The organism is Streptomyces sp. NPDC093261, from assembly GCF_044753645.1.
In the GTDB taxonomy this organism is placed as follows: Bacteria; Actinomycetota; Actinomycetes; order Streptomycetales; family Streptomycetaceae; genus Streptomyces.
In genome coordinates this window covers 180,833-207,485 of record NZ_JBIVNO010000014.1, presented here as the reverse complement: position 1 = coordinate 207,485, position 26,653 = coordinate 180,833, and the positions used below count along the sequence as shown (strand labels likewise).

Annotated in this window: 28 protein-coding genes, 1 tRNA gene and 2 pseudogenes; 16 read left to right on the top strand and 15 right to left on the bottom strand. The window is 72.3% G+C overall.

Annotated features, from left to right (window positions below; all coding sequences use genetic code 11):
- The 5 genes and pseudogenes from ACIP94_RS27070 to ACIP94_RS27050 form a co-directional block, all read left to right on the top strand.
- Positions 1-1,196: AAA family ATPase (locus ACIP94_RS27070; RefSeq protein WP_402430857.1), on the top strand; the 1,196-nt coding region annotated here is incomplete at its 5' end.
- Positions 1,193-1,599, top strand: a pseudogene (locus ACIP94_RS27065) (thioredoxin family protein); the annotation flags it as partial. The gene ACIP94_RS27070 and the pseudogene ACIP94_RS27065, both read left to right, overlap by 4 nt.
- A 3-nt stretch (positions 1,600-1,602) precedes the next feature.
- Positions 1,603-1,881, top strand: a pseudogene (locus ACIP94_RS27060) (cyclic nucleotide-binding protein); the annotation flags it as partial.
- A 46-nt stretch (positions 1,882-1,927) separates the two neighbouring features.
- Positions 1,928-2,422 (top strand): Hsp20/alpha crystallin family protein, encoded by a 495-nt coding sequence (locus ACIP94_RS27055; protein WP_402430855.1) that lies wholly within the window; start codon positions 1,928-1,930, stop codon positions 2,420-2,422.
- A gap of 68 nt (positions 2,423-2,490) precedes the next feature.
- Positions 2,491-2,919, top strand: a complete 429-nt coding sequence (locus ACIP94_RS27050; protein ID WP_402430852.1) for a DUF2267 domain-containing protein — start codon at positions 2,491-2,493, stop codon at positions 2,917-2,919.
- 140 nt (positions 2,920-3,059) lie between these two features.
- Here the strand turns inward: ACIP94_RS27050 and ACIP94_RS27045 are convergent, their stop codons facing one another.
- On the bottom strand, positions 3,060-3,290 hold the full coding sequence (locus ACIP94_RS27045) for a hypothetical protein (RefSeq protein ID WP_402430849.1): 231 nt from the start codon (positions 3,288-3,290) through the stop codon (positions 3,060-3,062).
- Between the two features lie 230 nt (positions 3,291-3,520).
- Between ACIP94_RS27045 and ACIP94_RS27040 the strand changes: the two genes are divergently transcribed.
- Positions 3,521-3,594: transfer RNA gene (locus ACIP94_RS27040), tRNA-Pro, on the top strand.
- Between the two features lie 218 nt (positions 3,595-3,812).
- On the opposite strand, the gene ACIP94_RS27035 is transcribed toward ACIP94_RS27040, so the two are convergent.
- Entirely contained in the window at positions 3,813-3,959 is a 147-nt protein-coding gene (locus tag ACIP94_RS27035) for a hypothetical protein (protein ID WP_402430846.1), read from the bottom strand.
- A gap of 235 nt (positions 3,960-4,194) precedes the next feature.
- On the opposite strand from ACIP94_RS27035, the gene ACIP94_RS27030 reads away from it, so the two are divergent.
- The gene (locus ACIP94_RS27030) at positions 4,195-4,638 is read left to right on the top strand and encodes a hypothetical protein (RefSeq protein ID WP_402430843.1); all 444 of its coding nucleotides are present in this window, start codon (positions 4,195-4,197) and stop codon (positions 4,636-4,638) included.
- Between the two features lie 10 nt (positions 4,639-4,648).
- Complete coding sequence (locus ACIP94_RS27025; RefSeq protein WP_402430840.1) at positions 4,649-4,846, top strand: hypothetical protein; 198 nt, start codon at positions 4,649-4,651, stop codon at positions 4,844-4,846.
- Positions 4,847-4,870: 24 nt separating this feature from the next.
- Here the strand turns inward: ACIP94_RS27025 and ACIP94_RS27020 are convergent, their stop codons facing one another.
- On the bottom strand, positions 4,871-7,552 hold the full coding sequence (locus tag ACIP94_RS27020) for a LuxR C-terminal-related transcriptional regulator (protein WP_402430837.1): 2,682 nt from the start codon (positions 7,550-7,552) through the stop codon (positions 4,871-4,873).
- Between the two features lie 282 nt (positions 7,553-7,834).
- On the opposite strand from ACIP94_RS27020, the gene ACIP94_RS27015 reads away from it, so the two are divergent.
- From ACIP94_RS27015 to ACIP94_RS26995, 5 genes are all read left to right on the top strand, one after another.
- The gene (locus ACIP94_RS27015) at positions 7,835-8,269 is read left to right on the top strand and encodes a cupin domain-containing protein (RefSeq protein WP_402430834.1); all 435 of its coding nucleotides are present in this window, start codon (positions 7,835-7,837) and stop codon (positions 8,267-8,269) included.
- Positions 8,266-9,537, top strand: a complete 1,272-nt coding sequence (locus ACIP94_RS27010) for a beta-ketoacyl-[acyl-carrier-protein] synthase family protein (protein WP_402430831.1) — start codon at positions 8,266-8,268, stop codon at positions 9,535-9,537. The genes ACIP94_RS27015 and ACIP94_RS27010 overlap by 4 nt, the downstream gene beginning before the upstream one ends.
- A complete protein-coding gene (locus ACIP94_RS27005; RefSeq protein ID WP_402430828.1) occupies positions 9,534-10,751 on the top strand; it encodes a ketosynthase chain-length factor in 1,218 nt (405 codons plus the stop codon). Before ACIP94_RS27010 ends, ACIP94_RS27005 begins: the two co-directional genes overlap by 4 nt.
- Before the next feature lie 107 nt (positions 10,752-10,858).
- Positions 10,859-11,113 (top strand): acyl carrier protein, encoded by a 255-nt coding sequence (locus tag ACIP94_RS27000; RefSeq protein ID WP_402430825.1) that lies wholly within the window; start codon positions 10,859-10,861, stop codon positions 11,111-11,113.
- A 2-nt stretch (positions 11,114-11,115) separates the two neighbouring features.
- Complete coding sequence (locus ACIP94_RS26995) at positions 11,116-11,592, top strand: SRPBCC family protein (RefSeq protein WP_402430875.1); 477 nt, start codon at positions 11,116-11,118, stop codon at positions 11,590-11,592.
- 195 nt (positions 11,593-11,787) lie between these two features.
- On the opposite strand, the gene ACIP94_RS26990 is transcribed toward ACIP94_RS26995, so the two are convergent.
- The 3 genes from ACIP94_RS26990 to ACIP94_RS26980 all read right to left on the bottom strand — a co-directional run bounded on the left by ACIP94_RS26990 (position 11,788) and on the right by ACIP94_RS26980 (position 16,348).
- Positions 11,788-12,387: a DUF1707 domain-containing protein gene (locus ACIP94_RS26990; protein ID WP_402430821.1), complete on the bottom strand. Its 600-nt coding sequence runs from the start codon at positions 12,385-12,387 to the stop codon at positions 11,788-11,790.
- Between the two features lie 67 nt (positions 12,388-12,454).
- A complete protein-coding gene (locus tag ACIP94_RS26985; RefSeq protein ID WP_402430818.1) occupies positions 12,455-14,620 on the bottom strand; it encodes an MMPL family transporter in 2,166 nt (721 codons plus the stop codon).
- A gap of 147 nt (positions 14,621-14,767) precedes the next feature.
- Positions 14,768-16,348: an MDR family MFS transporter gene (locus ACIP94_RS26980; RefSeq protein WP_402430815.1), complete on the bottom strand. Its 1,581-nt coding sequence runs from the start codon at positions 16,346-16,348 to the stop codon at positions 14,768-14,770.
- A 115-nt stretch (positions 16,349-16,463) separates the two neighbouring features.
- On the opposite strand from ACIP94_RS26980, the gene ACIP94_RS26975 reads away from it, so the two are divergent.
- Positions 16,464-17,048, top strand: coding sequence for a MarR family winged helix-turn-helix transcriptional regulator (locus ACIP94_RS26975; RefSeq protein ID WP_402430812.1), 585 nt, complete (start codon positions 16,464-16,466; stop codon positions 17,046-17,048).
- Positions 17,049-17,122: 74 nt separating this feature from the next.
- Here the strand turns inward: ACIP94_RS26975 and ACIP94_RS26970 are convergent, their stop codons facing one another.
- Genes ACIP94_RS26970 through ACIP94_RS26950 form a run of 5 tightly spaced genes read right to left on the bottom strand, consistent with a single transcriptional unit; the run spans position 17,123 to position 21,785 of the window.
- The gene (locus tag ACIP94_RS26970) at positions 17,123-17,536 is read right to left on the bottom strand and encodes a hypothetical protein (RefSeq protein ID WP_402430809.1); all 414 of its coding nucleotides are present in this window, start codon (positions 17,534-17,536) and stop codon (positions 17,123-17,125) included.
- Positions 17,533-18,915, bottom strand: coding sequence for an FAD-binding oxidoreductase (locus ACIP94_RS26965; protein WP_402430806.1), 1,383 nt, complete (start codon positions 18,913-18,915; stop codon positions 17,533-17,535). The genes ACIP94_RS26970 and ACIP94_RS26965 overlap by 4 nt, the downstream gene beginning before the upstream one ends.
- 42 nt (positions 18,916-18,957) lie before the next feature.
- Positions 18,958-20,019 (bottom strand): NAD(P)/FAD-dependent oxidoreductase, encoded by a 1,062-nt coding sequence (locus ACIP94_RS26960; RefSeq protein ID WP_402430803.1) that lies wholly within the window; start codon positions 20,017-20,019, stop codon positions 18,958-18,960.
- A gap of 10 nt (positions 20,020-20,029) precedes the next feature.
- Complete coding sequence (locus ACIP94_RS26955; RefSeq protein ID WP_402430800.1) at positions 20,030-21,412, bottom strand: class I tRNA ligase family protein; 1,383 nt, start codon at positions 21,410-21,412, stop codon at positions 20,030-20,032.
- Positions 21,399-21,785 carry a cupin domain-containing protein gene (locus ACIP94_RS26950; RefSeq protein WP_402430796.1) on the bottom strand — a complete coding sequence of 129 codons (387 nt, stop codon included), beginning with the start codon at positions 21,783-21,785 and terminating at the stop codon, positions 21,399-21,401. The genes ACIP94_RS26955 and ACIP94_RS26950 overlap by 14 nt, the downstream gene beginning before the upstream one ends.
- A gap of 171 nt (positions 21,786-21,956) precedes the next feature.
- Here ACIP94_RS26950 and ACIP94_RS26945 point away from each other — a divergent pair, with 171 nt between their 5' ends.
- Both ACIP94_RS26945 and ACIP94_RS26940 read left to right on the top strand, forming a co-directional pair.
- The gene (locus ACIP94_RS26945; RefSeq protein ID WP_402430793.1) at positions 21,957-22,424 is read left to right on the top strand and encodes a hypothetical protein; all 468 of its coding nucleotides are present in this window, start codon (positions 21,957-21,959) and stop codon (positions 22,422-22,424) included.
- Between the two features lie 29 nt (positions 22,425-22,453).
- Positions 22,454-22,600 carry a hypothetical protein gene (locus tag ACIP94_RS26940; protein ID WP_402430790.1) on the top strand — a complete coding sequence of 49 codons (147 nt, stop codon included), beginning with the start codon at positions 22,454-22,456 and terminating at the stop codon, positions 22,598-22,600.
- A gap of 112 nt (positions 22,601-22,712) precedes the next feature.
- Here ACIP94_RS26940 and ACIP94_RS26935 read toward each other — a convergent pair whose 3' ends face one another.
- From ACIP94_RS26935 to ACIP94_RS26920, 4 genes are all read right to left on the bottom strand, one after another.
- A complete protein-coding gene (locus tag ACIP94_RS26935) occupies positions 22,713-23,693 on the bottom strand; it encodes an LLM class F420-dependent oxidoreductase (RefSeq protein ID WP_402430787.1) in 981 nt (326 codons plus the stop codon).
- A 120-nt stretch (positions 23,694-23,813) separates the two neighbouring features.
- Positions 23,814-24,497 (bottom strand): TenA family protein, encoded by a 684-nt coding sequence (locus ACIP94_RS26930; protein WP_402430785.1) that lies wholly within the window; start codon positions 24,495-24,497, stop codon positions 23,814-23,816.
- Complete coding sequence (locus tag ACIP94_RS26925) at positions 24,485-24,907, bottom strand: SCP2 sterol-binding domain-containing protein (RefSeq protein WP_402430782.1); 423 nt, start codon at positions 24,905-24,907, stop codon at positions 24,485-24,487. The genes ACIP94_RS26930 and ACIP94_RS26925 overlap by 13 nt, the downstream gene beginning before the upstream one ends.
- Before the next feature lie 61 nt (positions 24,908-24,968).
- A complete protein-coding gene (locus tag ACIP94_RS26920) occupies positions 24,969-26,597 on the bottom strand; it encodes an FAD-dependent oxidoreductase (RefSeq protein ID WP_402430779.1) in 1,629 nt (542 codons plus the stop codon).
- Positions 26,598-26,653 lie beyond the last annotated feature (56 nt).

The following is a 26,653-nucleotide window of genomic DNA, read 5'->3' as shown; positions in this document are numbered from 1 at the left end:
AGGAACTGGAACAGGTCCGCCACGAGGCGGAGGAGGCCGAACGCGCCTACGACCTGAACCGCGCCGCCGAGCTCCGCTACGGCCGCCTCCAGGAATTGGAGCGCCGGCTGGCCGCCGAAGAGGAGCAACTGGCCGCCAAACAGGGCCAGAACCGGCTGCTGCGGGAGGTCGTCACCGAGGAGGAGATCGCCGAGATCGTCGCCGCATGGACCGGCATCCCCGTCGCCCGCCTCCAGGAAGGCGAGCGGGCAAAGCTGCTGCGCCTGGACGAGATCCTGCGCGAACGGGTCATCGGACAAGACGAGGCGGTCAAACTCGTCGCCGACGCCATCATCCGCGCCCGCTCCGGAATCCGCGACCCGCGCCGGCCCATCGGCTCGTTCATCTTCCTCGGCCCCACCGGCGTCGGAAAGACCGAGCTCGCCAAGACGCTCGCGGCGGCCCTCTTCGACTCCGAGGAGAACATGATCCGCCTCGACATGAGCGAGTACCAGGAGCGGCACACCGTCAGCCGGCTGGTCGGCGCGCCACCGGGCTACGTCGGCTACGAGGAGGGCGGCCAGCTCACCGAGGCCGTGCGCCGCAAGCCCTACTCGGTCGTGCTGTTCGACGAGATCGAAAAGGCGCACACCGATGTCTTCAACACACTGCTGCAGGTCCTCGACGACGGCCGCATCACCGACGCCCAGGGCCGCACGGTCGACTTCCGCAACACCGTGATCATCATGACGTCCAACATCGGCTCGCAGTACCTCCTGGACGGCGTCACCGCCGAGGGGGAGATCAAGCCGGATGCCCGCGCCCTGGTGATGGGCGAGCTGCGCGGGCACTTCCGACCGGAGTTCCTCAACCGCGTCGACGACATCGTGCTGTTCAAGCCACTCGGCGAGGCCCAGATCGAGCGGATCGTGGAACTGCAGTTCGACGAGCTGCGCCGCCGACTCGCCGAACGCCGCATCACCGTCGAACTCACCGACGCCGCCCGCGAGCTGATCGCCCACCAGGGCTACGACCCGGTCTACGGGGCACGCCCGCTACGCCGCTACATCTCCCACGAGGTCGAGACACTGGTCGGACGCGCCCTTCTGCAGGGCGACGTCCAGGACGGCGCGACGGTCCGCGTCGACGCCGAGGCGGGGGAACTGGTCGTCACGTACGACCAGCCCGCGGTCGTGGAAGAGGCGAGGGCCGCATGAGCACCGCGCGAGCGACGACCGTCAGCTGCCCTCACTGCGGGCGCACCAACCCCGTGCCCGTGGCGGCCGAGGGCCGCCCGAGGTGCGGCCCCTGCAAGCAGCCGCTGCCCTGGATGGTCGATGCGGGGGACAACGACTTCACGGACGTGGTCGAGAAGGCCTCCGTGCCCGTCGTGGTCGACCTGTGGGCCACCTGCTGCGGCCCCTGCCGGATGGTCGGCCCCGCCCTGGAAAAGGTCGCCACCGACCTCGCCGGCCGCATCAAGCTCGCCAAGGTCGACATCGACAAAAACCCCCGTTGGCAGGGAGATTCGAGGTCCAGGCGGTGCCGACGCTGCTGGTGCTCGACCGGGGCGAGACCGTCGCCCGGCAGACGGAGGCCGCGCCCGCCCCCGTCCCGCGGGAGCGGGGTTTCGTGCTCACCGGGTCCGAGGCCCAGGCCTGCTCCGTCCCGGAACTGTGGCAGAGCCAGGGCCGCGACTGCCTGACCCTGGAGACCAGCCTGCCCGGTGTCTTCGCGGCCGGTGACGTCCGCAGCGGTTCGGTGAAACGGGTGGCCTCGGCGGTCGACGAGGGCGCGATGGCCATCCACCTCGTCCATCGGTACCGCAGCCGCACGGCCGCACCCGGCAGCACGGACAGTTCACCTCGAACCCGCCCCAAGGAGTGCGCATGGCTCGCCTGACAAGGGCGGCCGACGAGAGCGACAACAAGGAGAAGGAGGCGATGGCATGGCCACGCCCGTCCGGCGTCACGGCGGTGGCGCGATACAAGGCAGGCCCGTCGGTTGGGCACGCAACCCCCTGACCGAGTTCGACCAACTGCTCGGTGAGATGAGCGGCCTGCTCGAATCCACGGTCGGCACCGCGGCGCCCGCCGCGTGGGCCCCCCTTGCGGACGTCACGGAATCCGACGACGCCTTCCACGTCGAAATCGAACTCCCCGGCGTCAAGAGCAAGGACGTCAACGTCGAGGCCAACGGCCAGGAACTGGTGGTCACCGGAGAGATCAGGGAAAAGGAACGCAAGGGCGTCCTGCGCCGCAGCACCCGCCGCACCGGAGCCTTCGAATACCGGCTCCAGCTGCCCGGAGAGGTCGACACGGACAAGATCACAGCCGACATGAAGGACGGCATCCTCACCATCACCGTCCCCAAGGCCGAGGTCGTGAAACCGCGCCACATCGAGATCAGCGAGGCGAGCGGAAGCGGCCAGAGCGGCGGCTGAAGGACGAACCCGGCGGTGCCGGACATTGATCCGGCACCGCCGCGTCCGTGAGCGAAAGGTCCAGGAAAATGGTTGAGACAGGTTTCTCCTCGTTCGACACCATGGTGGACAAGGCCAATCGGCTCCTCAGGGACGTCGAGGAGACCTTCGGATGGCCCAAGGAACGGCGCAAGCAGTCGTACGCCGCACTGCGTGCCGTGCTGCACCCCCTCAGGGACCGCCTGCCGGTCGAGACGGCCGTGCAGTTCGGCGCCCAACTGCCGACCATCGTCAGGGGCATGTACTACGACGGCTGGAAGCCGGCCGAGACCCCTGTGAAGATGAGCAACGACGAATTCTTCCAGCGGGTCCGGAGCGAGTTCCCCTACGCGGTCGAGGGCGGCAGCGAGCACCTGGTGCGCATGGTTCTGAACTCCCTGGCACGCCATGTGAGCGAGGGCGAATGGCAGCACCTCAAATCCCGGGTCCCGAACTCGCTCGCTGCGCTCCTGCCGTGATCCGGGCGACCGGCGGCCCCCCGTGCACCCCGGTCGGATGCGGCGGTGGCGCCCATCGATATCCGCTGAGCGTTGGCCTGCTCGTCCGCCGGCGGATCACGGCAGGGTAGGGCCCCTCGGTGGCTCCCGAAGTGACTGCGTCAGCCGAGCCGGGTGCGCAGGAGCTGCTTGCCGAGTTCGGCGCCCTTGCGACTGTCGGCCTGGGCCTTGCGGAACAGTTCCACGACCTCGTTGTCGTTCTCCCGCTCCGCGTCCTGGATGTAGGTCTCCAGCCGCAGGGCGTTGCTCAGACAGGCCTCGATGAACCAGATGAGGTTGTAGTCCTTGTCCTTGGTACCGGTGACATCGCCGGTTTCCGTGCTGCTGGCCATGGTGTTCCTTCCCTTTCCTTCGTCAGCGAGGACGACGGGCCCTCTAGGTCAGGGTGCGCGACAGGGCTCAAGATCGCCCGGCGGCCGCCTGCCGTCACGGATGACGACGTGACGCCGACCGGGCGGGGTGTCGCGCCTTCGCCGGGCCCTGTCCAGGTCCGGTGAGGTCCCGCAGGAGGGTGCGGTAGGGTTTACGTGCGTGATCACGCGGAATACCGCGGAGGACGCACCGGGACGTGGCGCAGCTTGGTAGCGCACTTGACTGGGGGTCAAGGGGTCGCAGGTTCAAATCCTGTCGTCCCGACGGTGAGGTCGGAAGTTTCCGCAGGTGAGGGGCTCTCTTCGGAGGGCCCCTCATGTGTGGCACGGAGCAGCCCGGCAGCCCTGTCGAGTCGGGCCGGTTCGAGCGGCGCCAGGGCCGGCTCGTCACCCACGGTGGCAGCGGCCTCGACGCTTCGCCTGTGGTTCACCCACAGCCGCCGCCGTGTGCCGGCCGGGATCCGGGTGAGTCCCTCGACCCCGTCAGGACGAGGGCGTCTGCGCCTCGTCGGCCGGAGGGTTGGGTTCGTCCGTGGAGGTCGGGCGTAGGAAGAGGAATTCCTCGAAGGCGGCCATTCCGAAGAGGAAGGCCATCATCACGACCGGCGCGAGGAGGGCAATCAGGATCACAGGACCTCCCGTGGGTGGTCGGCCTGTGCGGCCTGGTGTGGTGGGCCGTTTCAGGATGCGGCCGAATGGCGGAACGCGCATGTCGTAGCGCCCCGTCACGGACCGTTCCGCCCGAGCCCAGGCGCCTGAGGCTCCCCGTGTCACCCGCCGCGGGTGAGGCCCGGACGCGAGGAGGGGCGGCACCCTCGCCGGAGAGCGGCTGCGCGCGGCAGCCGGGCACGGAAGGGAGTTCCCCATGGCCGCCACGACCCCGTCCCCTCAGCGCTCACCCTGCAGCCTGACGGCAGCGGCGGCCATCGGTCTGACGCTGTTCGCCTCCGTGATGCTGTTCTTCTCCGGCGTTCTCGCGATCTACCGAGGCATCATGGCGATCACCCGGGACGGCGTCTTCGTCGCCACCCGCGACTACGTCTTCAGGTTTCATCTGACGGGGTGGGGCTGGGTCCATGCGTTCCTCGGGGTGGTCGCCGTGGCCGTGAGCTTCGGTCTGCTGGCGGCAGCCGCCTGGGCAAGGGTCCTCGGGGTGGCCATGACGGCCCTGCTGATCGCCGTCCACTTCCTGTCCCTGCGGTACTACAGGGAGTGGTCGCTCACCCTGATCGGGCTGTACGGGCTCATCATCTGGGCGCTGTGCGTAACCGACCGCGAGACTTTCCGCAGTGTGCTCAGGCCGATGTGACCGGGCCCGCATGCGCTGCGAGATCCGTGTCGAGGGGGAGCTGACGAGGGCGCTGAGCGAGGCGTTCCCGGAACTGGACAGTTGCGTCGTGTCCGATGAGACCGTGCTGTTCGGCCGGGTCACCGACGAGGCGCAGCTGTACGGCCTGCTGGTGCGCTGCCGCTCGCTGGGCCTGCGGGTGCTGGAGATGCGGCGCCTGCCCGAGTGATCCGCGCCCCGCCCGGGGCAGCCCTCACAGCAGATGCAGTTCCCTGGCCCGGCGTACGGCCTCGCTCCGCCGGGTGGCCCCGAGCTTGCGGTACAGGCTCTTCAGATGGGTCTTGACGGTGTTCACCGACAGATACAGGTCGGCGGCGATCTCCTGCGTCGACATGAGGTGCGCCAGCCGTTCCAGCACCTCGTGCTCACGCTCGCTGAGCGGCTCCGTCACCGGCGCGGGCGCGCCGCCCTCGGCCGCGTCCGGGGCGTGCCCCGTCAGCCCGGCCCCCAGCCAGTCGTGGCCGCCGGTCAGGACCGTCCGGCGCCGCGCCAGGTGCCGTAGCCAGGAGCCGGACTCCAGAAACGGCCGTCGCAGCCGCTCCGGCCGGGCCAGGACGAGGGCCCGGGCGACCAGGCGGTGGGCCATGGCGTCGTCCCCCGCCGCGTCGGCGGCCTGAGCCCGCGCGAGCAGCACCCGTACCGTGATGGCCGGGCCTTCGCCCTGGCCGGTGGGCAGCCGCGCGAGCAGGGCCTGTGCCGCCGTGCCGTCGCCGGCGGCGAGGTGGGCGCGGGCCGCCACGACCACGGTCTCCGCTCCCCCGCCCACGCCCTCCAGCACCCGGCATGCGGCCAGGGCACGGCCCTCGGCGAGATGGGCGGCGGCCCTCGCCAGGGCCGTACGCTCATGGAGCCAGGGGGACGGTTCCACGGAGACGGACGGTGGTTCCAGCTCTGCCACCAGCCGCAGTGCCGCCCGTGGCTTTCCCCGGGCGAGCAGCAGGCGTGAGCGCAGCAGCACCAGGCCCGCGCTGACGAGCGGGTCGCGCGGGGCCGCGGCCGCCGCGTGGTCGAGGTGGGTGCGGGCCGCGGTGAGGTCGTCGCGCTCGATCGCCACGGCGGCCAGCACGAGCTGGGCGACGCCGGCCCGGGCGGTGGGCGGCAGACCGGCCCGCTCGGCCTCGGCGACCGCTTCCCCGGCCCGGGTCTCGGCGCGGACCGGCCAGCCCTGCAGAAAGTCGATCAGGGCCAGCCGGCCGAGGCACTCCTGCCGCAGCGGCGCGGTCTGCGGACCGTCGTCGAGCTGCGTGACGGCGCTCAGGGCGGACCGCGCGGCCTTGAGGCGTCCCGCCCACAGTTGCGTGGAGCCCAGGTCCGAGAGCAGCAGCGCGGACAGTTCCGGGTGCCGGGCGAGACGCTCGGCGGGCAGGGCGCGCCGGGCCGCCTCCGCGTCCCGGGCGGCGGCCTCGGCACGGTCGGCGGAGCCCGTCGTCCTGGCGGCGAGGACGCGCAGCACGGCGCGGCTCAGACGCAGGGCGGCGGAGTCGGGGGCGTCGTCGGCGGGCAGGTGCCGCTCGGCGCGGCGCAGATGGCCAAGGCCCCGGTCGATGTCGTGGCGGGCCAGTGCGCGGGCGGCGCGCACGAGCTCGGGGGCCGGTCCCCGGGCGTCCGGGGGCATCCGGGAGAAGAGGGCGTCGAGGCGTTCGGCGTCGAGTCCGGTGAGCAGCCGCCCGATGGCCGGTTCCGCGACGAACCGGGTGGCGGCCGGCTCCCAGTCGCCGGCCGCCTCGGCGTGCGGGAGGGCCTCGGTGAGCAGACCCGCCTCGCTCAGCCAGCGCCCCGCCCTGCGGTGGAGTTCGGGCTCCAGGCCGGGATGCCTGACGCGCAGATGGACCCGTAGGATCTCGGCGAACAGGGGGTGGAGCCGGTACCAGGCGCCGCCGATGCTCTCGATGAAGGCGTTGGCGCGCTGGAGTTCCGCCAGGATCCGTTCGCCGTCCTGACGGCCCGTGAGGGTGTCCGCGAGTCCGGGATGGATCCGGTCGAGGACGCTGGTGCGCAACAGCAGGTCCTGGGTCTCGGCCGGCTGTGTCCCGAGCACCTCGGCGAGCAGAAAGTCGGCGAGTGTGCTGCGGCCCGCCTCGAAGTCCTTCAGGAAGGTCTCCGGGTCGTCGGCGCCCTGTGCCGCGAGGATGCACAGCCGCAGGCCGGCCGCCCAGCCCCCGGTCCGCTCGGTCAGGGCCCGGATACCGGCGTCCGACAGGCGCATGCCGTGGCGGTCCAGCAGCTCGGCGGTCTCCTCGGGGCTGAGGGCAAGGTCGGCGCCGCGGATGTCGGTGACCTCGCCGGCGGCCCGGTACCGGTGCAGCGGCAGCAGGGGCTCCGTACGGCTGATGACGAGCAGGCGCAGTCCGCCGCCCGCGTGGCGGAGGACGAACTCCAGCTGCTCGGCGACCTCGGTCGAGGTCACGATCCGGTCGAACTCGTCGAGGACGAGGATCAGGGGCTGGGTTCGCCGGCTCAGCCGCGCCGCGAGCCTGGTCAGCAGGGAGTGGTCCACCTCGCCGGGGCGGGCCGGGCTGCCGATGTCCGTGGAGGCCTCGAGGCCGCGGCGGCGCAGGGACTCCAGCGCATAGGTCCAGAACACACCGGGCCCGTTGTCGTCGGGTTCCACCGTCAGCCATGCCACGGGGCCCGGGGCGCCCCCGGCGGTGATCCAGTCGGCGACGAGCAGCGTCTTGCCGGCTCCGGCGGGGCCGTTGACCAGCGTCAGGGGCCCCTGGACGCCCTGCTCCAGCCGCTTGGTCAGGCGCTGCCTGCGCAGACAGGTGCCGGGCGGGGCGGGCACGGTGAACCGTGCCGCCAGGAGGGGGTCGCCGTTCGGGGCCGGCGGGCCCGGTGGCGGATCCCCGTGTCCGCCGGAGGGGGGAAGCGGCATGGCAGGTCCACCAACAGCCCTCAGCTCGTGTAGCCGGACGGTCCCCCCTTGGATCTTCGCCCCGTGCCGGGGAAGCCGCCATCGGAGAGCGTCCGCCCGGATACATGCCGACGGCACGCCGCACGCCCGCCGCCAGACGGGTGGCCGGGCGGCCGGAAACCGCCGGCCGGTGGTCTTCAGATGCTCCCCAGGCTTCTTGGAGAGCCCGTTGTCATTCTTCGACTCGGCCCTGGCGTGCCGCTGTGTGGACGGGGCCCCACCTGGTCGGAGAAGGAGATTGCCATGCCCCCAGCCCCGCGGACAGAACCCGGGAAGGTCGCGTTCGCCGACGTGGAGCCGAATCGTCGCCGGGGCGGCGACCTGCGCGTCCTCCTGAGCCCGAAGACCTGCGGCGCCACCGCCGGCTTCATGGGTGCGGGGACCCTGCTGCCCGGGGAGTTCGTCTCCGAGCACTACCACCCGTACTCCGAGGAGTTCTTCTACATCGTGCGCGGACAGATGACGCTCCGCCTCGACGGACGGCCGGTCAAGCTGTCGGCCGGCGACTCGTTCATGGTGCCGAAGAACGTCCGGCACCGCATGGACAACGACGGCGACGAAGACATGTTCGCGGTGTTCTTCCTCGGCCCGCTGGCCCCGCGGCCCGAACTGGGGCACGTGGACACCGAGGAGCTGCCCGGCGAGGGCGGTCTCCCCCAGGTCGGGGGGCGCGCATGAGCGAGCGGCGTGTCGTCGTCACCGGCATCGGCGTGGCGGCCCCCGGCGGCCTCGGTGTGCCCGCGTTCTGGGACACCCTGATGGCGGGCCGCTCGATGACCCGGCGGATCACCCACTTCGATCCGTCCGGCTTCCGCTGCCAGGTCGCGGCCGAGATCGACTTCGACCCGGCGGCCAACGGGCTCTCCCCGCAGGAGGCCCGCCGCCTGGACCGGGCGGGCCAGCTTGCGCTGGTCGCCTCGCGGGAGGCGCTGGCCGACAGCGGTCTGGACACGGACGCGCTGGAGCCGTCCCGCGTGGGTGTGTCGCTCGGCAACGCCATCGGCTGCACCGAACTGATGGAGCGCGAGTACGTCGTCCTCAGCGACGGCGGCCGCAAGTGGCTGGTGGACCCGGAGTACGCGGTGCCGCAGCTGTACGACGTGATGGTGCCGAGTTCGATGGCGGCCGAGGTCGCCTGGACCGTGGGCGCCGAGGGCCCGGTGGCGCTGGTGTCCACCGGCTGCACCTCGGGTATCGACGCGCTCGGCCACGGCTTCGAACTGGTCCGGGAGGGCAGCGCCGATGTGGTGCTGGCGGCGGGCACGGACGCGCCGGTCTCGCCCGTCACGGTGGCGTGCTTTGACACCCTGCGCGCCCAGTCCACCGCCAACGACGACCCCGAGCACGCGTGCCGGCCCTTCGACCGGGACCGCAAGGGGCTGATCCTCGGCGAGGGTTCGGCCGTGATGGTCTTCGAGGAGCGGGAGCACGCCCTGCGCCGCGGCGCCCGCGTGTACTGCGAGGTACGCGGCTACGCGAGCCGGGCCAACGGCTACCACATGACCGGACTCAAGCCCGACGGGCGGGAGATGGCCGAGGCGATCCGGGTCGCCCTCGGCCAGGCACGGCTCAACCCGGAGGACATCGACTACATCAACGCGCACGGCTCGGGGACCAAGCAGAACGACCGGCACGAGACGGCCGCGTTCAAGGCCAGTCTCGGGCACCACGCGTACGAGACGCCGGTCAGCTCCATCAAGTCGATGATCGGGCACTCGCTCGGCGCGATCGGTGCCATCGAGGTCGCCGCCTGCTGTCTGGCGATCGACCGGGACGCCATCCCGCCGACCGCCAATCTGTCCACCCCCGACCCCGAGTGCGATCTGGACTATGTGCCGGTCACCGCCCGGGAGCAGCGCACCGACGCGGTGCTCAGCGTCGGCAGCGGGTTCGGCGGCTTCCAGAGCGCCATCGTGGTGGCCGCACCGGAGAGGACGTACGCATGACACGCCGAGCGGTGGTGACGGGGCTCGGCGTGCTGGCGCCGACCGGCATCGGGACCAAGGCGTACTGGGCCGCCGCGCTGGACGGCCGCAGCGGGCTCGGCCCGATGACGCGGATGGACCCCTCCGGCTATCCGATCAAGGTCATCGGCGAGGTGCCCGACTTCGTGCCGGGTGATCTGCTGCCCAGCCGGGTGGTGGTGGAGACCGCGCTGATGACCCAGTTCGGGCTGGTCTGCGCCGACGAGGCGTTGCGCGACGGCGAGCTGGACCCTGCGGAGCAGCCCGAGTACGAGATGAGCGTCGTCACCGCGAACGCGACGGGCGGCGCCGAGTTCGGCCAGCGGGAGATGCAGAACCTGTACGCGAAGGGGCCGTCCCAGGTCGGCGCGTACATGGCTATCGCCTGGTTCTACGCGGCCAACTCCGGCCAGATCTCCATCCGGCACGGGATGCGCGGGCCGAGCGGGGTCTTCATCACCGACCAGGCCGGCGGTCTCGACTGCGTCGGGCAGGCGCGGCGGGTGATCCGCAACGGCAGTACGTTCGCGTTGTCGGGCGGCACCGACTCGTCGTTCTCCCCCTCCGGTCTCGTGGGGCAGATCCCGCCGGGGCTGGTGAGCCTCGGCACGGACCCCGCCCGCGCCTATCTCCCCTTCGACGTGGCGGCCCGCGGCTACACACCGGGAGAGGGCGGGGCGATCCTGCTGGTCGAGGAGGCCGCCTCGGCACAGGCCCGTGGGGTGCGCCCGTACGGGGAGATCGCCGGGTACGCCACGGCCTTCGACCCGCATCCGCGCACCGGGCGCGGGCCGAACCTCCGGCGTGCGATCGAGGGTGCCCTCGCCGACGCGCGGACGGCCCCGGAGGACGTGGACGTGGTGTTCGCCGACGGGTACGGCGTGCCGCGTCTGGACCGGCTGGAGTGCGAGGCGCTGGCCGGTGTGTTCGGGCCCCACGGGGTGGCGGTGACCGTGCCGAAGACGGCCACCGGCCGGATGTACGCGGCGGGGCCGACCGTCGACCTCGTCGCGGCGCTGCTGTCCCTGCGGCACGGGGTGATCCCGCCCACGCTGAACGTCACCCACGTCTCGCCCGAATGCCCGGTCGACCTGATCCTCGGGGATCCCCGGGAGGCGCGGGTGCGCACGGCATTGGTGATCGCCCGTGGCCACAACGGGTTCAACGCGGCCGTGGTGGTCAAGGCCGTCGCCTGACCGGCCGGCCCAGGCGGCAGGCGCGGGGCGGCGGCGTCGACGGCCCCCGCCCCGCGCCCCGGCAACCGCTCAGCTCCTCAACGACTCGTCATGGAACGGAGACAGACATGGACGAACTGACCCTCGACGGCCTCCGCGAGATCATGCGGCACTGTGTGGGCACCGGTGAATCGGTGAACCTGGACGGCGACATCGCGGACACCGCGTTCACCGACCTCGGCTACGACTCGCTGGCCGTCCTCGAGGTGGTGACGCAGGTGCAGGGGCGCCTGGGCGTGGCCATCCCGGACGAGGCGCTCAACGACATCGAGACGCCGGGCGCGTTGATCGAGTACGTGGCCGCGCAGAAGGCGGGGGCGTGACCATGGCTGCCGGGCACACCGAGTCCAGCGTGTTGATCGACGCCCCGATGGACCTCGTATGGGGGATGACGAACGATGTGGCGTCCTGGCCGGACCTGTTCACCGAGTACGCGTCGGTGCAGATCCTCGACCGGGACGGTGACACCGTGAGGTTCCGGCTGACGATGCATCCGGACGAGGAGGGCATCCAGCGGTCGTGGGTCTCGGAGCGCACCACCGATGTGCGGACGCGCACGGTGCGGGCGCACCGGATCGAGACCGGGCCCTTCGCGTACATGAACATCTTCTGGGAGTACCGGGCGGTCCCGTCGGGCGGGGTCGAGATGCGGTGGGTGCAGGACTTCCACGTCCGGGACGAACTGCCCTACGGCGACCCGGAGATGGCCGAGCATCTGCTCAAGAACACGAAGGTGCAGATGAGTGCCATCAAGGAGCGGATCGAGCGGGTGGCCCGCGCGGAGGCGGCGCCGGCCGGCTGAGCGGGACGGGGGACAGCGGAGCGCGCCCGGCCGGGCCTGTCGTGGGGGCAGGTCCCGGCCGGGCGTTCCGCTTGCGCTGTTCCGGTCGGTCGTGCGGGGGTGTCGACGGCATGAGTGTGGCCCGGGGAGCACATCGCGGCCGACACCGTCGGACGTGCTCCCCGGGCCACGTGGCCCGTCAGTGCGCGGGGGATGTCACACTGACGGGAGCCGGGGGTTCGAGCCATGACCACGGCCGCCTCGGCCGGGGCGTCCGCCGCCGTGACCGAAGGGGCCGCCATGGCCCATCGGCCCGCCCTGGCGCAGCTGCCCGCCATGGCCCAGCTGCCCGCCATGGCCCGGGATGTGGCCGTCCGGGCCGCCCCGTACGCGGCCCGGACGGCGTTCGTGGCCGGTGCGGTGGGGGCGGCCGCCCAGCAGCGCCACCGCGAACCCGCCCACGAGCAGGAGCCGGCCGGGCCAGGACAGCGGCCAGTCCGCGCCGAAGAGGGCCCCGCCGGCCGCCCAGGCGGCGAGGGTGAGGGCCAGCGCGCGTGTGCCGCGCCGCGACTTCAGACGGGCCGCGGCACCGGCCCAGCGGCCCCGCCGCTTCTGACCCGACGGTGGCTCGGCGGGCCCCGGCAGGTCCCGCAGCACCTCGTTCAGGGCCGGCGCGGTCTCGGCGGCGAGGGCCACACCGAGCCGTTCGTCGAGCTGGCTCTTGGTCAGACGGCCGCTCGCGAAGTGCTCGCCCAGTGTGCGTGCGGCGGCCTCCCGCTCCTGGTCGCCGATGCGGTGGTGGATGGGTGCGGCCATGGTGATCGTGCCTCCTTGGCAGTCGTCCCCGGCGTCGTAGGGCAGTCGTACGGGAGTCGGGCGAGGTTCAGTGGCGGGGTCGCGCGCCGGCGGACTCCGATGGGCCGGGCTCCCCCGCCCGCGCCGGTCCCGGCGCGGGGACCGTGCGCCGGGGCGCCGTCCGCACCGCCGCCTCGCGGGCGAGTGCGCTCGGCCACCACAGCCTGGGGCCGACGTCCAGGGCAAGCGCGGGCACGAGCAGGGTGCGCACCAGCAGGGTGTCGAACAGGACGCCGACGGCGACGAGCAGTCCCATCTGGAGCATGCTCACCGCGGGCAGCACGCCGAGCACGGAGAACGTGGCGGCCAGCACCAGTCCGGCGCTGGTGATGACGCCGCCGGTGACCGCGACCGCGCGCACCACACCGGGCGCGTGGCCGCGGACGGCGGCCTCCTCCCGGGCGCGGGTCACCATGAAGATGGTGTAGTCGACGCCTAGCGCGACCAGGAACAGAAAGCCCATCAGGATGAGCGACTCGTCCGAGCGCGGATGCCCGATACCGCGGAAGAGCAGGACGGAGATGCCGAGGGCGGCGAGGAAGGACAGCGCCACGCTGGCGAGCAGCAGCACCGGCGCGACCAGTGCCCGCAGCAGGGCGACGAGCACCAGGAAGACGACGGCGAGGACGAGCGGGATGACGGTGCGTTCGTCGTGTGTGTAGGCGCGGGCGGTGTCGAGCCGGGTCGCGGTGTCGCCGCCCACGAGAGCCGAGGAGCCGGGCACGGCGTGCACCGCGTCCCTGACCTGTTCGATGGTGTGTTCGGCGGCCTTGCCGTCGGGTGGGTCGGTGAGGACGGCCTTGAGGTGCACCCAGTCGCCGGACCGTTGCGGGTCCAGGACGCGGGCGACGCCGCGGGTGCGCTCGAGTGCCGCGGTGACCTCGGTCGTGCGGTCGGCAGCGGCGTAGACGTCGAACGGGGCGGCGAGGCCGGCCGGGAAGTGCCGGGCCACGATGCTCTGGCCGACGACGGACTCCTGGGTGGTGGTGAACGAGTCCGCCTGGGTCAGTCCGGTGCGCAGGCCGAGACCGCCGAGGGCGCAGGCGGCCAGCGCGACGGCGCCGACGAGCCAGACGGTGCGCGGACGGCGGGCCACCCAGCGGGCGATGCGGCCCCAGGTGCCGTGTTCCGCGTCGGCTGTGGTCTCGGCGCCGGCGCGCGGCACGAACGGCCAGAACAGCCAGCGGCCTAGGATCACCAGCAGGGCGGGGAGCAGGGTGGTCATGGCGAGGTAGGCGACGACGATGCCGACGGCGGCCACCGGGCCGAGACCGCGGGTGGAGTTCATGCGCGCGGCGAGCAGGCAGAGCAGGCCGAGCGTGACGGTGGTGGCGGAGGCGAGGATCGCGGGCAGCGAGCGACGCAGGGCGAGGGCCATCGCCTCGTGGCGGTTGGTGTGGTGGCGCAGTTCCTCGCGGTAGCGGGCGATGAGCAGCAGGGCGTAGTCGGTGCCCGCGCCGAAGACGAGGACGGTCAGCACACTGGCGCTCTGGCCGTTGACGACGAGTCCGGCGTGCGTGGCCAGCAGATAGACGACCGCGTTGGCCAGGGCCGCGCTCAGGCCGACGGCGAGCAGCGGGACGAGCCAGAGGACGGGGCTGCGGTAGGTCAGCAGCAGGACGAGGGCGACGACGGCGATGGTGGCCAGCAGCAGCGGCCCGTCTACGCCGCCGAAGACACCGGCGAGGTCGGCGGCCGAGCCGCCGGGTCCGGTGACATTGACCTGGAGTCCGCCGGGGGCGCCCGTACGGGCCTGGTGGCGGATGTCCTTGACGTGGTCGACGAGTTGGTTGAAGCCGTTGTCGCCACGCATGGTCAGCGGGACCGTCAGCAGCAGCGCCTTCCGGTCCTGGGAGGTGGCGACCGGCGCGAGGGCGCCGTCGCTGTAGCGGGCGAAACGGGCGCGGTCCGCGTCGGCCTTCGCCCGGTCCTCGGGGGTGACGGCGCCGTCGCGGGAGTACACGACCACCGCCGGCAGGGTGTTGCCGACGCCGAAGTGGTGCTTGCCCGCCTCGAAGGCGAGGGTGGACTCGGCGCTCTTGGGCAGCCATGCGGTGGCGTCGTTGCTCTGGGCCGAGGTGAGCTTGGAGCCCAACGGCCCCGCCACGAAGGCGAGTAAGAGCCACAGCAGCAGGACCGCCCACTTGGTGCGGGAGCCCGCGGGCCAGACCGCGAGCCGCTTCCAGACCGGCATGGTGTTTCCTTTCCCGACCCGCCCGGTGAGGCGGGGTTGTGGAGGTACGAAGGTGCGAGGCAGGTACGGGAGTCGCGGGCCGGCGGGGCCGTCCCCTCCCCGCCCGGGGGACGGCGGGGAAGGGACGGCGGGGCAGGCCCCCGCCGGTCAGCCGGTGGCTTCGGCGGGGGTCTCGGTGTCGGCGCCGCCCCAGCCGCGCTGTTCGAGCACGACGTCCTTGAGGAACAGGGAGGCGGCGAAGCCCACGGCGAGGATCACGGCGGCCGTCAGGAAGACCGGGCTGAGGGCGTGCGCATAGGCCTGGGCCAGCCCGTCGCGCAGAGTCTGCGGCTGGTGCTTGAGCCACTCGGGGCCGATGGACCCGCCCGACGGCAGACGGCTCGCGTCCTTCGGCGAGAGGTACCGGGGGATCTCGTGGCCCAGCCGGTGGTTGAGGATCGTCGCGAACACGGAGACACCGAAGGAGGTGCCGAGCATCCGGCTGAAGGTGACCGTGGAGGTCGCGGCGCCCATGTCGCGGGGCGGCGCGGCGTTCTGCACGGCGACGACGACCACCTGCTGGGACAGGCCCGCGCCCACGCCGAGCAGGAACATGTAGAAGCCGGAGGTGACTCTGCCGGTGTCGGCGTCCATGGTGGAGAGCAGGTAGGCGGCGATGCCGGAGACGGCCATGCTGGCGACCGGGAACCACTTGTAGCGGCCGCTCTTGGCGACGGCGCCGCCGACTCCGAAGGAGGCGATCATCAGGCCGAACATCATCGGGAGCAGCAGCAGTCCGGAGTTGGTGGCCGTGGCGCCCGAGGAGATCTGCAGATACAGCGGCAGGAAGAAGACGAGGCCGAAGCCGGTCAGGCCCGCGACCAGCGACACGAGGTTGCAGATGTCGAAGGTGGAGTCGCGGAACAGGTGCAGCGGGATGACGGGTTCGGCGGCCCGGCGTTCCACGAGGACCCAGGCGACCAGCAGGGCGAGGGCGCCGGTGAAGAGCCCGATGACCACCGGGGAGCCCCAGGCGTACTTGGTGCCGGCCCAGTTGGCGGCCAGGACGAGGGCGACGAGCCCGCCGGAGAGCAGCAGCATGCCGAGGTAGTCGATGCGCGGACGCTCCACGTGCGTACGGCCCTTGAGGAACACCGCGACGAGCGCGAAGGCCACGACGCCGATGGGCAGGTTGACGTAGAAGACCCAGCGCCAGGTGAGGTGGTCGGAGAAGAAGCCGCCGGCGAGGGGGCCACCGATGGCGGACAGGGCGAAGACGCCTGCCGAATACCCCTGGTACTTGGCGCGTTCGCGGGGGCTGAACAGATCTCCGGTGAGGGCGAACATCGCGGCCATCACTCCGCCGCCGCCGATGCCCTGCACCACCCGGAAGACGATGAGCTGGGTCATGCTCTGGGCCGCGCCGCAGGCCGCGGAGCCGGCGAGGAAGACGACGGTGGAGGCGAGGAACACCGGCTTGCGGCCGAGGAGGTCGCCCAGTTTGCCGGCGAGCGGCATCACCGCGCTGGTGGCGAGGATGTAGGCCGCGCCGACCCAGCCGATGCGGTCGAGTCCGCCGAGGTCGCCGACGATCGTCGGCACCGCGGTGGCCACGATGGAGGAGTCGAGGGTGGCCATCAGCATCGCGAACAGCAGACCGAAGTAGACGAGCATCACCTGCTGATGGCTCATGGTCGGCGTCGACCGCGGTGCGATGGCACCGTCGCGCGCCTCGTGGGCGGTGGACACGGGCAGCCCCCTGGAACGAAGGATTTATTTGACAATTGCACATATGTGCCAAAGTCAATTACATGCCTTCAGCATAGAAGTGCCTAAGTCACACGTCAACCGCTACCATGAGGACATGACCAAGCCCGTGGATTCGACCTCTCCCTCCGACGCCTCCGAGGCCGCGCCCACGGCCCCTCTCGCCGACGGCGAGCCGGACCCGGCGCTGGTCGCCGTCGAGCGCGCCATGGTCCGCATCCGGCGCAACCAGACCAAGCGGACCCTGGGCCGCTTCGTGACGAGCCGTCTCGACCGGTCCATCGACCTGACGCACACCGTCGTGGTCGACGCCGTAGAGGAGGAACCCGAGGAGCCGGGCCAGGAGGTGACGGTGGGTCTGGTCGCCGAGCGCCTCGCCGTGGACCCCTCACGGGCGAGCCGACTGGTGGCAGCGAGCGTCGAGGCGGGCTACGTGCGGCGGGTGCCGTCGCAGGCCGACAGCCGGCGCGCCTGCCTGGAGCTGACCGAGGCGGGACACGACCTGGCCGCCCTCGCGCACCGGGTTCGCCAGGAGTACTTCGGCGAGATCATGCAGGACTGGTCCGCCAGGGACCGCAAGGACTTCGCCCGGCTGCTGAGCAAGTTCGCGGGTGTCCCCGTCCGCAGCCAGTACGCCTACGACCCGGTCGAGGCCGGCGAGGACGAGCGCGCCGGGCACTGACCGGGCGGACAGACGAACGCGCCGCCGGGGAGGGAGATCCCCGGCGGCGCGTTCGTCTGCCCGGCGCGCCCGCCCTAGGCGCCCTCCGGGGAGAGGACCGTCTCCGCCAGGACGGTCCCGTGAGCGGCGGCCACTTCCTCGATGTACGAGACGCCCGACGAACCCGCCGCATCGAGGCGCCGCCACTCCTCCCGCAGCCGGATCCGGCCGTCCGGGAGGATCTCGGGGGTGCTGGTGCACTCCCCCGCCACCACCGTGCCGCCGTCCAGCGCCTGGCAGTACGCCAGATGGAGGGTGCCGTCCGGGTCGCACGTGCCGACGAGCCGGCCGATGAGCACCTTCCCGCCACGGAACTCGGCCCACACGATCGGCCCCGCCTGGTGGTAGTGCCCCACCGGCACCTCGTGGTCGGGGCCCGCCGTCTCGGCCGCGCTGGAGACGAAGAAGCGGTTGTTGTAGTCCGGGGCTCCCCCGGCCGACGCGGTCATCGGGCGGGCTCGATGTTGTAGTTGGACCGGAAGAAGTTGTCCGGGTCCAGCCGCCTCTTCAGCGCCGTCAGCCGGCGGTGTCCCTCGACGCCGTACGTGCGCACTGCCCGGTCCGCGGCACCGGCTCCGCCCGCGCCGCCGTCCGTCACGTAGTTGATGTAGCCGTCTCCCGACACCGCCCACGGCTGCGCCGCCGCCGACACCGACTTGGCCCAGGCGATCTGCTCCTCGTCGGCCCAGGCCGGCTCCCAGATCGCCATGCCGGTCACATTGAAGCGGGCGCCGCGGAACGGGACCGCCGAGGGCCACTCGGGCTCCCGGCGCACGGCACCGTGGAACGCCTCCAGATAGACGGTGTCGTTGAAGTCGCCGCGCCACTTGCCCGCCTTGAACCGCTGGACGAGCGTCTCCACCAGCTCGTCCGGCAGCTCGTGCGTGCAGCGCGCGCTCCAGTAGTGGCGCAGCCCGTACCGCAGCCGGCCCAGGATCTGCTGCATCGCGATGTACGGCCGTTCCTGGATCTGCCAGTCGAGGACCTCGGGGCCGCGCAGTCTCTTCTCCAGCGAGGCGATGTACTCCGGGTCCGTGCCGCAGTAGCTGACGCTCATCACCGCGGCCGGGATCTGCGCCGGCCCGTACCGCTCCAGCAGCAGGATGCACACCAGCTCGTCGGGCGCCTCGGTCATCAGCTCCCGGAACAGCCGCACCGCGGCGGCCATCTCGTGCTGCGGGTAGGCGACGATGCCGCCGTGCACCCGCTCCAGGGGGTGCAGCCGGAAGGTGAACTCGTCCACGATGCCGAAGTTGTGTCCGGCGCCGCGCAGCGCCCAGTCCAGCTCGGGGTCGGACTCGGGGTCCACGGCCAGCCGCCTGCCCTCGGCGGTCGTCAGAGTGTACGACAGCACGTTGTCGCAGGACAGGCCGTACTTGCCCATCAGGTGGCCGATCCCGCCGCCGAGGGTCAGCCCACCCACGCCGGTGGTGTCGAAGGTGCCCCCGGTGACCGCGAGGCCGTGCCGGGCGGCCGTGGCGTCGAACTGCGCCCAGGTGGCGCCGCCCTGGACCCTGGCGGTCCGGGTGCCGGGATCGAGCTCGACCCGGTCCAGCAGCCTCAGGTCGATCACCAGACCGTCCTCCACCCCTCCGGAACCTGCGATGTTGTGGCCGGCGCCGCGCACCGCCACGGGCAGGCCTGTGTCACGTGCGGCACGCACCACGTCCTGAAGCTCGCCGGGGGTGCGGGGCAGCACGATCAGCGCGGGATGGTGGTCGTACATGCCGTTGAAGAGCAGACGCGTGGCGTCGTAGCGGGGGTGGTCCGGGGTGATCACCCGGTCCGGGCAGATGCCGGCCAGGGTGCGGCGCGCGGCGCGGGCCATGGCGACTCCTCACTGGGTTTGGCGTCCTGACGGGTCGGGCGGTCAGTCGTGGGGCGGGCCGCCGAGCAGCTCTCCGGCCGCCCGCCTGCCCGCGGCGAGCGCGGACTTGGCGGCGCCGCCGCTGCCGCCGGTGAAGGTGAACAGCGACGGCAGGGCGGTGGGCCGCAGCCCCAGCAGCCCGGAGGCGCAGTAGGCGTCCGCGGCCACGACACCGCGCCGGTGGGCGACCAGCCCGAGGCCCGGCAGTCGCGTCGCGGCGTGCTCTTCGGCCCGGGCCCGCTGGGCGGTCGAGATCCGCAGCCGCTCCGCCTCCTCGTCCCAGCTCTCGCTCGGCACGCCGAGCAGCATGCCGTCGGTGCCGTCCGGCCGCCCGTACAGGCCGCACGTCTCGTCGACGAAGGCCGGCGGCCGACGGCCGGAGACGGTGTACAGGTCGTACTGGACGAGCTTGACGCGCAGCCCCTCGGCGGGCAGTCGGCTGCGGTGCAGCAGGGCGCCGGTGCGCCAGCCCGTCGCCAGGACCACCACGTCGAAGCGGCGTTCGGCGTCGGGGCAGTCGACCACCACTCCTCCGTCGGAGGACGGCAGGACGCGGTGGGCCAGCCCCGTGACAAGGGTGCCGCCACGGTCGAGCACATCGCGGATGACCGCCTCCCGCAGCCGGGCCGGCCGGATATGGCCGGCGGCCCGCTCGACGATCGCGTACGCGTGCTCGGGCACGACGATGCCGTGCTCACGCTCCAGGGCAGCGGCGTCGGCGAGTTCCGCCGATCCCGTCAGGAACTTGTCGATCAGGGCCAGTTGCTCGGCCGGCTGCGGGGTCTGCCGCCCGTCGTGCGCGTACACAGAGGGACCCTCGCGGTACTCCGCCCATCGGGCGAGCCGGGGATCCGAGCGCAGCTCGGCCAGGCTCTCGCAGGCGAGCCGGCAGGCGGCTGGGTCAGGTTCGTAGCCCCGCACCAGGCCGCCGGAGGCCGCCGTGGCCTCGCCGGGCAGCTCGCCGGGCGCGGCCAGCAGCTCCACCTCGCTCTTCGGGTCGGCCCGCAGCAGATGCCAGGCCAGCAGGGTGCCGGCGATGCCCGTACCCACGACACAGATCCGCATCGGCTCTCCCTCAGCGCCCGGGGCCGCCGGAGCGGCCGGTGAGAAGACCCAGCAGTTGCTGCGCCCGCGCATGCCCGGTGTCCAGTGCCGCGGGCAGCAGGCAGCGGGCGGCGAGAGCCGGGTCGAAGGACTCCCAGGACAGGGCCTGTTCGGCCCGGTCCAGCTCGGCGCGCACCAGCGCGAGGTCCTGGCGGGGGCCACCGGCGCCGGCCCCGGTCGCGCTCAGCGGCCAGCGCCGTACGCTCGCCTCGAAGGCGTCGGCGGTGAAGTTGCTGGCATGGGGGGCCGGGCGGTCCCAGGACAGGAAGAGACGGACCGCGCGCGGATCCCGCTCGGCGAGCGTCTCGTGCGCCCAGACGGCGTGACCGCGGCTGGTGGAGAACTTCCGGCCGTCCAGCCGGTAGAACTCGTTGACCACGAGCCCGGTCAGCGCCTTGTCGCGGGGCACCCCGACGGCCACGGCCAGTGCCGGGAACAGCACGGCGTAGTAGAAGGCGTTGTCGAGGCCCAGGAAGGGCCACAGGGCGCCGAGTCCGGCGAAGGCCCGGGCGTGCTCCGCCAGGCTGACGGCTCCCGGAGCGAGGTGACGCCCTATCACGTACAGGTAGGCCAGACCCATTTCGAACCAGACGTCGAGCCGTTCGGTGCCGTCGGCAGTCTCGATGCCCCAGTCCGTGGGATAGGTGACCGGGACGTCCGGCAGCCCCTGCTCCAGCAGCCGGGCCAGCAGGGCGCGCACCCGGGGCGGGATGTGCGCCCGGGACCAGATCTCGGTCAGCGCCTCCCGGTGCGGGCCCAGCGCGAACACCGGTCCGCGGTGGCGCACCCGGCGCGGGACGCCCCCGCAGCCGGCGCAGCGCACATCGGCGAGGCCGGCGGCGGTCGTGAAGCCGCCGCAGCCCTCGCAGGTGCCGCCGCCCATCGACGCGCCGCAGGACGGGCAGGAGCCGGTCGCATAGGCGTGGTGCAGGGTGCGCCGGCAGGAGTCGCACACCGCCATGGTCCACGCGCCGTCCTGGACAAGCCCGGCCTCGCGCAGTTCCTCGAGGAACCGCAGGACCGCGGACCGGTACCCGGCGTCGGTGCGCGGCGCGGTGAACACATCGTGGCCGATGCCCGCCAGGGAGAACGCCTGCTGGATCAACTCCCGGTATTCGTCGGCGACTTCCTCGGGCTTGCGGCCCAGCTGCTCGGCCTTGGTGACGACGTAGTTCTGATGGTCGTCGGTCCCGCACACGGCCAGCACCCGTTCGCCCCTGGCGCGGGCCGCCCGGGCGGCGATGTCCGCCGCGAGGTAGGGCCCGGAGAGATGGCCCAGGTGGAGCGGGCCGTTCGGGGTCGGCGGGGGGCTCAGCACGGCGACCGGCCCGCGCGCGCCGTCAGCGGGCGTCACGGGCCACCTCGGCGTCCCCGGCCGTACCGGCCGTACCGTCCTCGGGGAGCCAGTAGATGCTCAGCAGCGTCACCGGCTCCGTGTCGGACAGATTGTGGATGACGTGCCCCTCCTCGGGGTCGAGCAGGACGGCCGTGCCGACCGGGGTGGGCTCGGGCTCCCCGCCCTCGACGGCGAAGGCCGCCCGTCCGCCGACGACGACGGCGAGTTCGACCTCCGGGTGACGGTCCGGGGCGCTGCTGCCGCCGGGCGGGACCACGCACCACATCGCGCCGAAGGGCAGCGCCTCGCTGCCGGCGTACTGGCTCCACCGTCCGATCCGTATCGCGTACTCGTCGGTGAGAACCGCGGATTCGCTGCTCAGCCTGCGCACCTCGCACCATCCCTTTGTCGGTGGACGCGCCCTGTGTCGGTGGACGCGCTCATCGTGGCCCAGCGCGCTGGTGGGCATCTCGAAGGCCGCTCATGGTCGGCACGCCCGGGCAGGGCCGGGCTTGTGGCCGCCACCAGCGGGTCCTCAGAAGCCCCGCCTACCCTGCGGGCCATGGCTGTGGGAGAAGTTCCGCTGGTGTACGCGCCCCGCCGCATGGTGGCCTACGCGCCCGACGGCGTACGGGGCTGGACGGTCAAGCGATACGGGATCTCGGCCACCCGGCCGGCCCCGCCCGAGGAGGTGGTTCAGGCGGCGCGCGCCGCGGTGGAGCGGACGCTGCCGGAGGCGTACGGCGACGCGCTCGCGTACGGCTACAGCGTGCTGCACGAGGATCCCGACGGCTGCTACGTGGTCGTCGGCTGGTGGAGCCGCAACAAGGTCATCCTGCACACCCGGACCTGGCTGTCGACCTGGGACGACCCGGCCGACTGGCAGCCCGCGCCCCACTGCGCCACCGCGTGTGTCTGGGAGATGGTCGCGATGGCGCACGAGCGGGACGCCTGGGTGCGGCATGTGGTGCAACCCGGGACGCCGGATCTCGCGGGCTATCTGGCCTCGACGGTCAGCGGCGAGTTCTGACGACGGCGACACCGAGGGAGGCATCTGCCGTGACACTCGCTCTGCTGCTCCTGCTGCTGGGAGTACTGCGCTACCTGGGTGTGGGCCGGGAGAGGATCGACCGGTGGGGCGCGGCGGTCCGCCGCCGGATCGGCCGGCGTCGTCCCGACGCCGAGGGCGAGGTACCCGAGTCCTGACGCCGAGGAGGATGTACCCGAGTCCTGACGCCGAGGGGGCCTTCGGAGTCCTGACAGGACCGGGGCCGGAGCGTGCGGCGCACGCTCCGGCCCCGGTTTCCGCCGGGTGCCCCTACCGCCCCGCCGGGACGATCTTCGCGATCTCGGGCACCACCTCGGCCCACAGGTCGAGCGCACCCTCCTCCGCCGGGTTCGGCGGTTCCACGATCGCGTGGTCGACGCCCAGCTCCGCGAGCTGGTGGAACCGTTCGATCGCGCTCTTGACGGTGTACGAGCCGTCGGCGCCGTCCTTGGTCAGCGCGCCCGTGCCCAGAGTGGTCTTCTCGATCTCGCCGTATGGCCGGCCGGCCTCCTCGCACCGTTCGCGCAGCACCGCGAACTGCTTGCGGATCACCTCGGCCGGCTTGATGTGCGCGTTGCGGCGCATAGGGTGCTGCGGCGGCAGCTTGGCCAGCTTCTCGCGGATCATGTCCGGGTCGGGAAGCTCGTAGACGTTGCAGGCGTCCGCGTACCGCGCCACCAGCCCGAAGGTCTTCTTCGGTCCCTGCCCGCCGATCAGGATCGGCGGGTGCGGGCGCTGGGGGGTGTTCGGCTCGTTCAGCGGCCGCTCCAGGCGGTAGTGCCGGCCCTCGTACGGCTCGGTGGTGCCCGCCCACATGCGCCTCGCGATCTGGATGGCCTCCTCCAGGCGCTCGAAGCGCTCCGCCTTCGGTACGACGGGGATACCAAGGCCGCGCTGTTCGTCCTCGAACCAGCCGGCCCCGATGCCGAAGTACATCCGGCCGCCGGAGAGCGCGTCGAGTGTGCTGACGGTCTTCACCAGCACCCCGGGGTGCCGGTTGACGACGCCCGTCACCAGGGTGCCCAGGCGGATGCGGGAGGTCTGCCCGGCCACGAAGCCGAGCGTCGCGTACGCCTCCGGACAGGCGCCCTCGGGCCCGCGGTTGAGCGGTGTCTGGAAGAAGTGGTCCATCACCCAGAAGCTGTCGAAGCCGACCTCCTCGGCGGTGCGGGCGATCCGCCCGAGCACCGGGCCGAGGTTCTCCGGAGAGCCGGGCCAGCTGAAGTTGGTGAGGTTGAGTCCAAGGCGCATGCGCCCCTCCGATCGGCGAGTAGGGCGGCTCGGGAGCCGGACGGTCAGACGGGCCGGTCGATCCGGCCCGGGAGCGGAACGGGCGGACGGGCCGTTCCGGCCGGCTCGGAAGCCGTACGGTCAGATGGGCCAGTCGAGTCGGTGCAGGGCCGCGTCGAGGAAGGACCACTCGTAGCGCGCGGCCGTCAGGAAGGTCCGCGTCAGCCGGTCCCGGTCGTCCGCCGAGGCCCGCTCGCCCACCTCGTCGGCGACGGCCAGGAACTCCTCCAGCACCTCGCGGTAGTCGTCGCCGGGGTGCAGGGCCTTGACCCAGTCCGCGTAGCGGGTGGTGGGGTCGTGCCGCTCCTTCAGGTCGTCGGCGATGCTCAGATAGAACCAGGAGCAGGGCAGCAGGGCCCCGATCGCCTCGGCGAGGGAACTCGCGGCGGCCGACGAGAAGAACGAGGTGTAGGCGTGGGTGACCGGGTCGGCCGGTGCCGTGCGCCAGGAGTCGTCCCCGTCGCCGAGCTGTGCCGCCATGATGTCGTAGCCCATCGCCATGGCCTGGCGGGCCTCCAGAGTGCCGACCGCCATCCGGGCCAGCACCATCGCGTGTGCGTCGTCGTGGGCGAGCGCGGCGGTACGGGCGAGCGCGCGGCCGTAGGCCGGCAGCAGGAAGTCGGCGTCCTGGCGCGCGAAGTGGAGCAGCGCGGCCCCGTCCAGCGTGCCGTCCCGGAGCCCGGCGAAGAACGGGTGGTCCTTGATCTTCGCCAGCGTCGGGGCGGCGGCGGACTCGAGTTCGGTGCGCAGCATCAGTCGAACCACTCGCCCTGCTTCATGCCGAAGAAGGCGTTGCCGCGCAGCTTCAGCTTGCCGGTGATGAACGCCTTCTGGCCGCTGAGCTTCCCGGTGGCCAGGTGCAGCATGTCGGCCAGCTTGATGCCGATGATCACGTCGGCGCCCTCCCGGGTGCCGTGCCCGACGACACAGGTGTCGTTCTCGACATGCAGGTAGTACTCCTTGGTCCCCTCGGCGGTGGTGACCTCGTACTGGAAGGTGCCCTGCTCGCCGCCCGCCTTGGCCGGGTTGAAGGTGGAGGCCAGCTTCTCGTAGACCGTGTCGAGGGCCGCGTCGACGCCGCCGGGCCGCTCGGCGAGCAGCTTCTCCAGGTCGTCCTTGGGGGTGGCGTCGACGAACGTGACGAGTTCCGCGAAACGCGAGGCCGTCTCGGACATGGCGAATCTCCTTGGGAGGTGGGTGACGAGGTGAGAGGTGTGCTCTTCGGCGCGGTGCCGGCTAGCGCTTGACGGCCAGCACCTGGGCCAGCGCGTCGGTGAGCCGGTCGTCCGCGCCCGTGGCGTCCGTGCCGCGCCAGGCGACGAATCCGTCGGGGCGCACCAGGACGGCGCCGTCCTCCTTGACGCCGTGCCGGCCGGCCCAGTGGCCGAGGGGGTCGTGCACGTCCGTGCCCACCCGGTACACATCGAGGTCGACGCCGAGGGTCTCGCGGGCCCGGGCCGCCGCGGGCCCCCAGGCCTCCCCCGCCGCTCCGGCGACCAGCGTGAAGCGCGGGCCGTACAGATCGAGGGTGGACACGGTCTCGCCCGCCCGCTCCAGCGGCAGATGCGGGGCACGGGTGCCGGGCAGTCCGTTGAGCTGATGCGGCGGGTAGGCGGGGCGGTCGTCGTCGTCCTCGGGGAGGACGGCTGCGGAGCGGTAGCGGTAGCCGAGGACCACGGACCACCAGTCGTGGACGTAGACGCCGCCGACGTCGGCGGCCTCGTTGCCGGTGCGCCCCACCATCTGCGCCATGGCCTGCTCCATGGTGAACTCCGAGACCGGGCGGCGCTCGGCGTCGTAGGTGGCGAGGAGGTCCTCGCCCGCGTCGCCGCGCAGCACGGCGGCCAGCTTCCAGGCGAGGTTGTGGGCGTCCTGAATGCCGGTGCTGCCGCCGAACGCGCCGGTCGGGGGCACGATCCGGGCAGCGTCGCCGGCCAGGAAGACCCGGCCCTCGGCGAAGCGTTCGGCACAGTGCGCGCCGATGACGAAGGGCAGCACCGACGTTCCCTCGCTGGGCAGCTGGGGGATGAGACGGCCGGTGAGGTCCGGCATGCCCACGGCCTGGCGGAACAGCTCCAGGCAGCGTTCCTCGGGGTAGTCCTCGACGGTCTCCCCCCGGTCGGGGTGGTAGGGCACGCCGAAGCACCAGCGCTTGGCGCCGTCGTGCGGGAAGATGACCGAGCCCTTCTCGGGCTTGTCGAGGTAGGCGAAGCCGAAGCGGCGGCCGCCGAGGACGGCGTCGATGTCGGCCTCGACGACCATGGACAGGGTGTGCAGCAGGATGCCCGGGCCCTCGACGGGGATGCCGAGCGCGTGCCGCAGCGGGCTGCGCTGGCCGTCGGCGGCGATCGCGTAGGCGGCGCGTACGGTGCTGCGCTCGCCCGTGCGGCGGTCGCGCAGCACGGCGCTGACGCCGTCGGCGTCCTGGGCCAGCTCCTCGCACTCGGTGCTGAAGCGTATCTCCGCGCCCAGACCGGTGGCCCGGTGCCACAGCGCGATCTCCAGCCGGTCCTGGTCGACGGGGCACCACTCGCAGGGGCTCACCCCCTCCGCGTCACCGGTCGCCAGGTCCAGGAAGTCATGGTCCTGGCTGGCGAGGGACTCGGCGATGAGCATCCGGGAGGACTCCTCGTCGGAGGCGACGATGCCCTCGGCCCGCTGGGCGAACAGGGTGTCCTCCAGGCCGACTTGGCGGTACAGCTCGACGGAGCGGGCGTTGACGCCGCGTGCCCGGGGGTGGATCAGGGTCTCGGCGTGCCGTTCCACGAGCAGGGGCCGCACACCGTGCCAGGCCAGGAACACCGCGGCCGACAGGCCGACCATGCCACCGCCGACGATGAGGACCTGGGTCCGTTCGTCCTGCATCTGCTGTTCCTCCAAGGAGTGTTGAGCGATCGGGGTCGTGCGCGGGCATCGGGGAG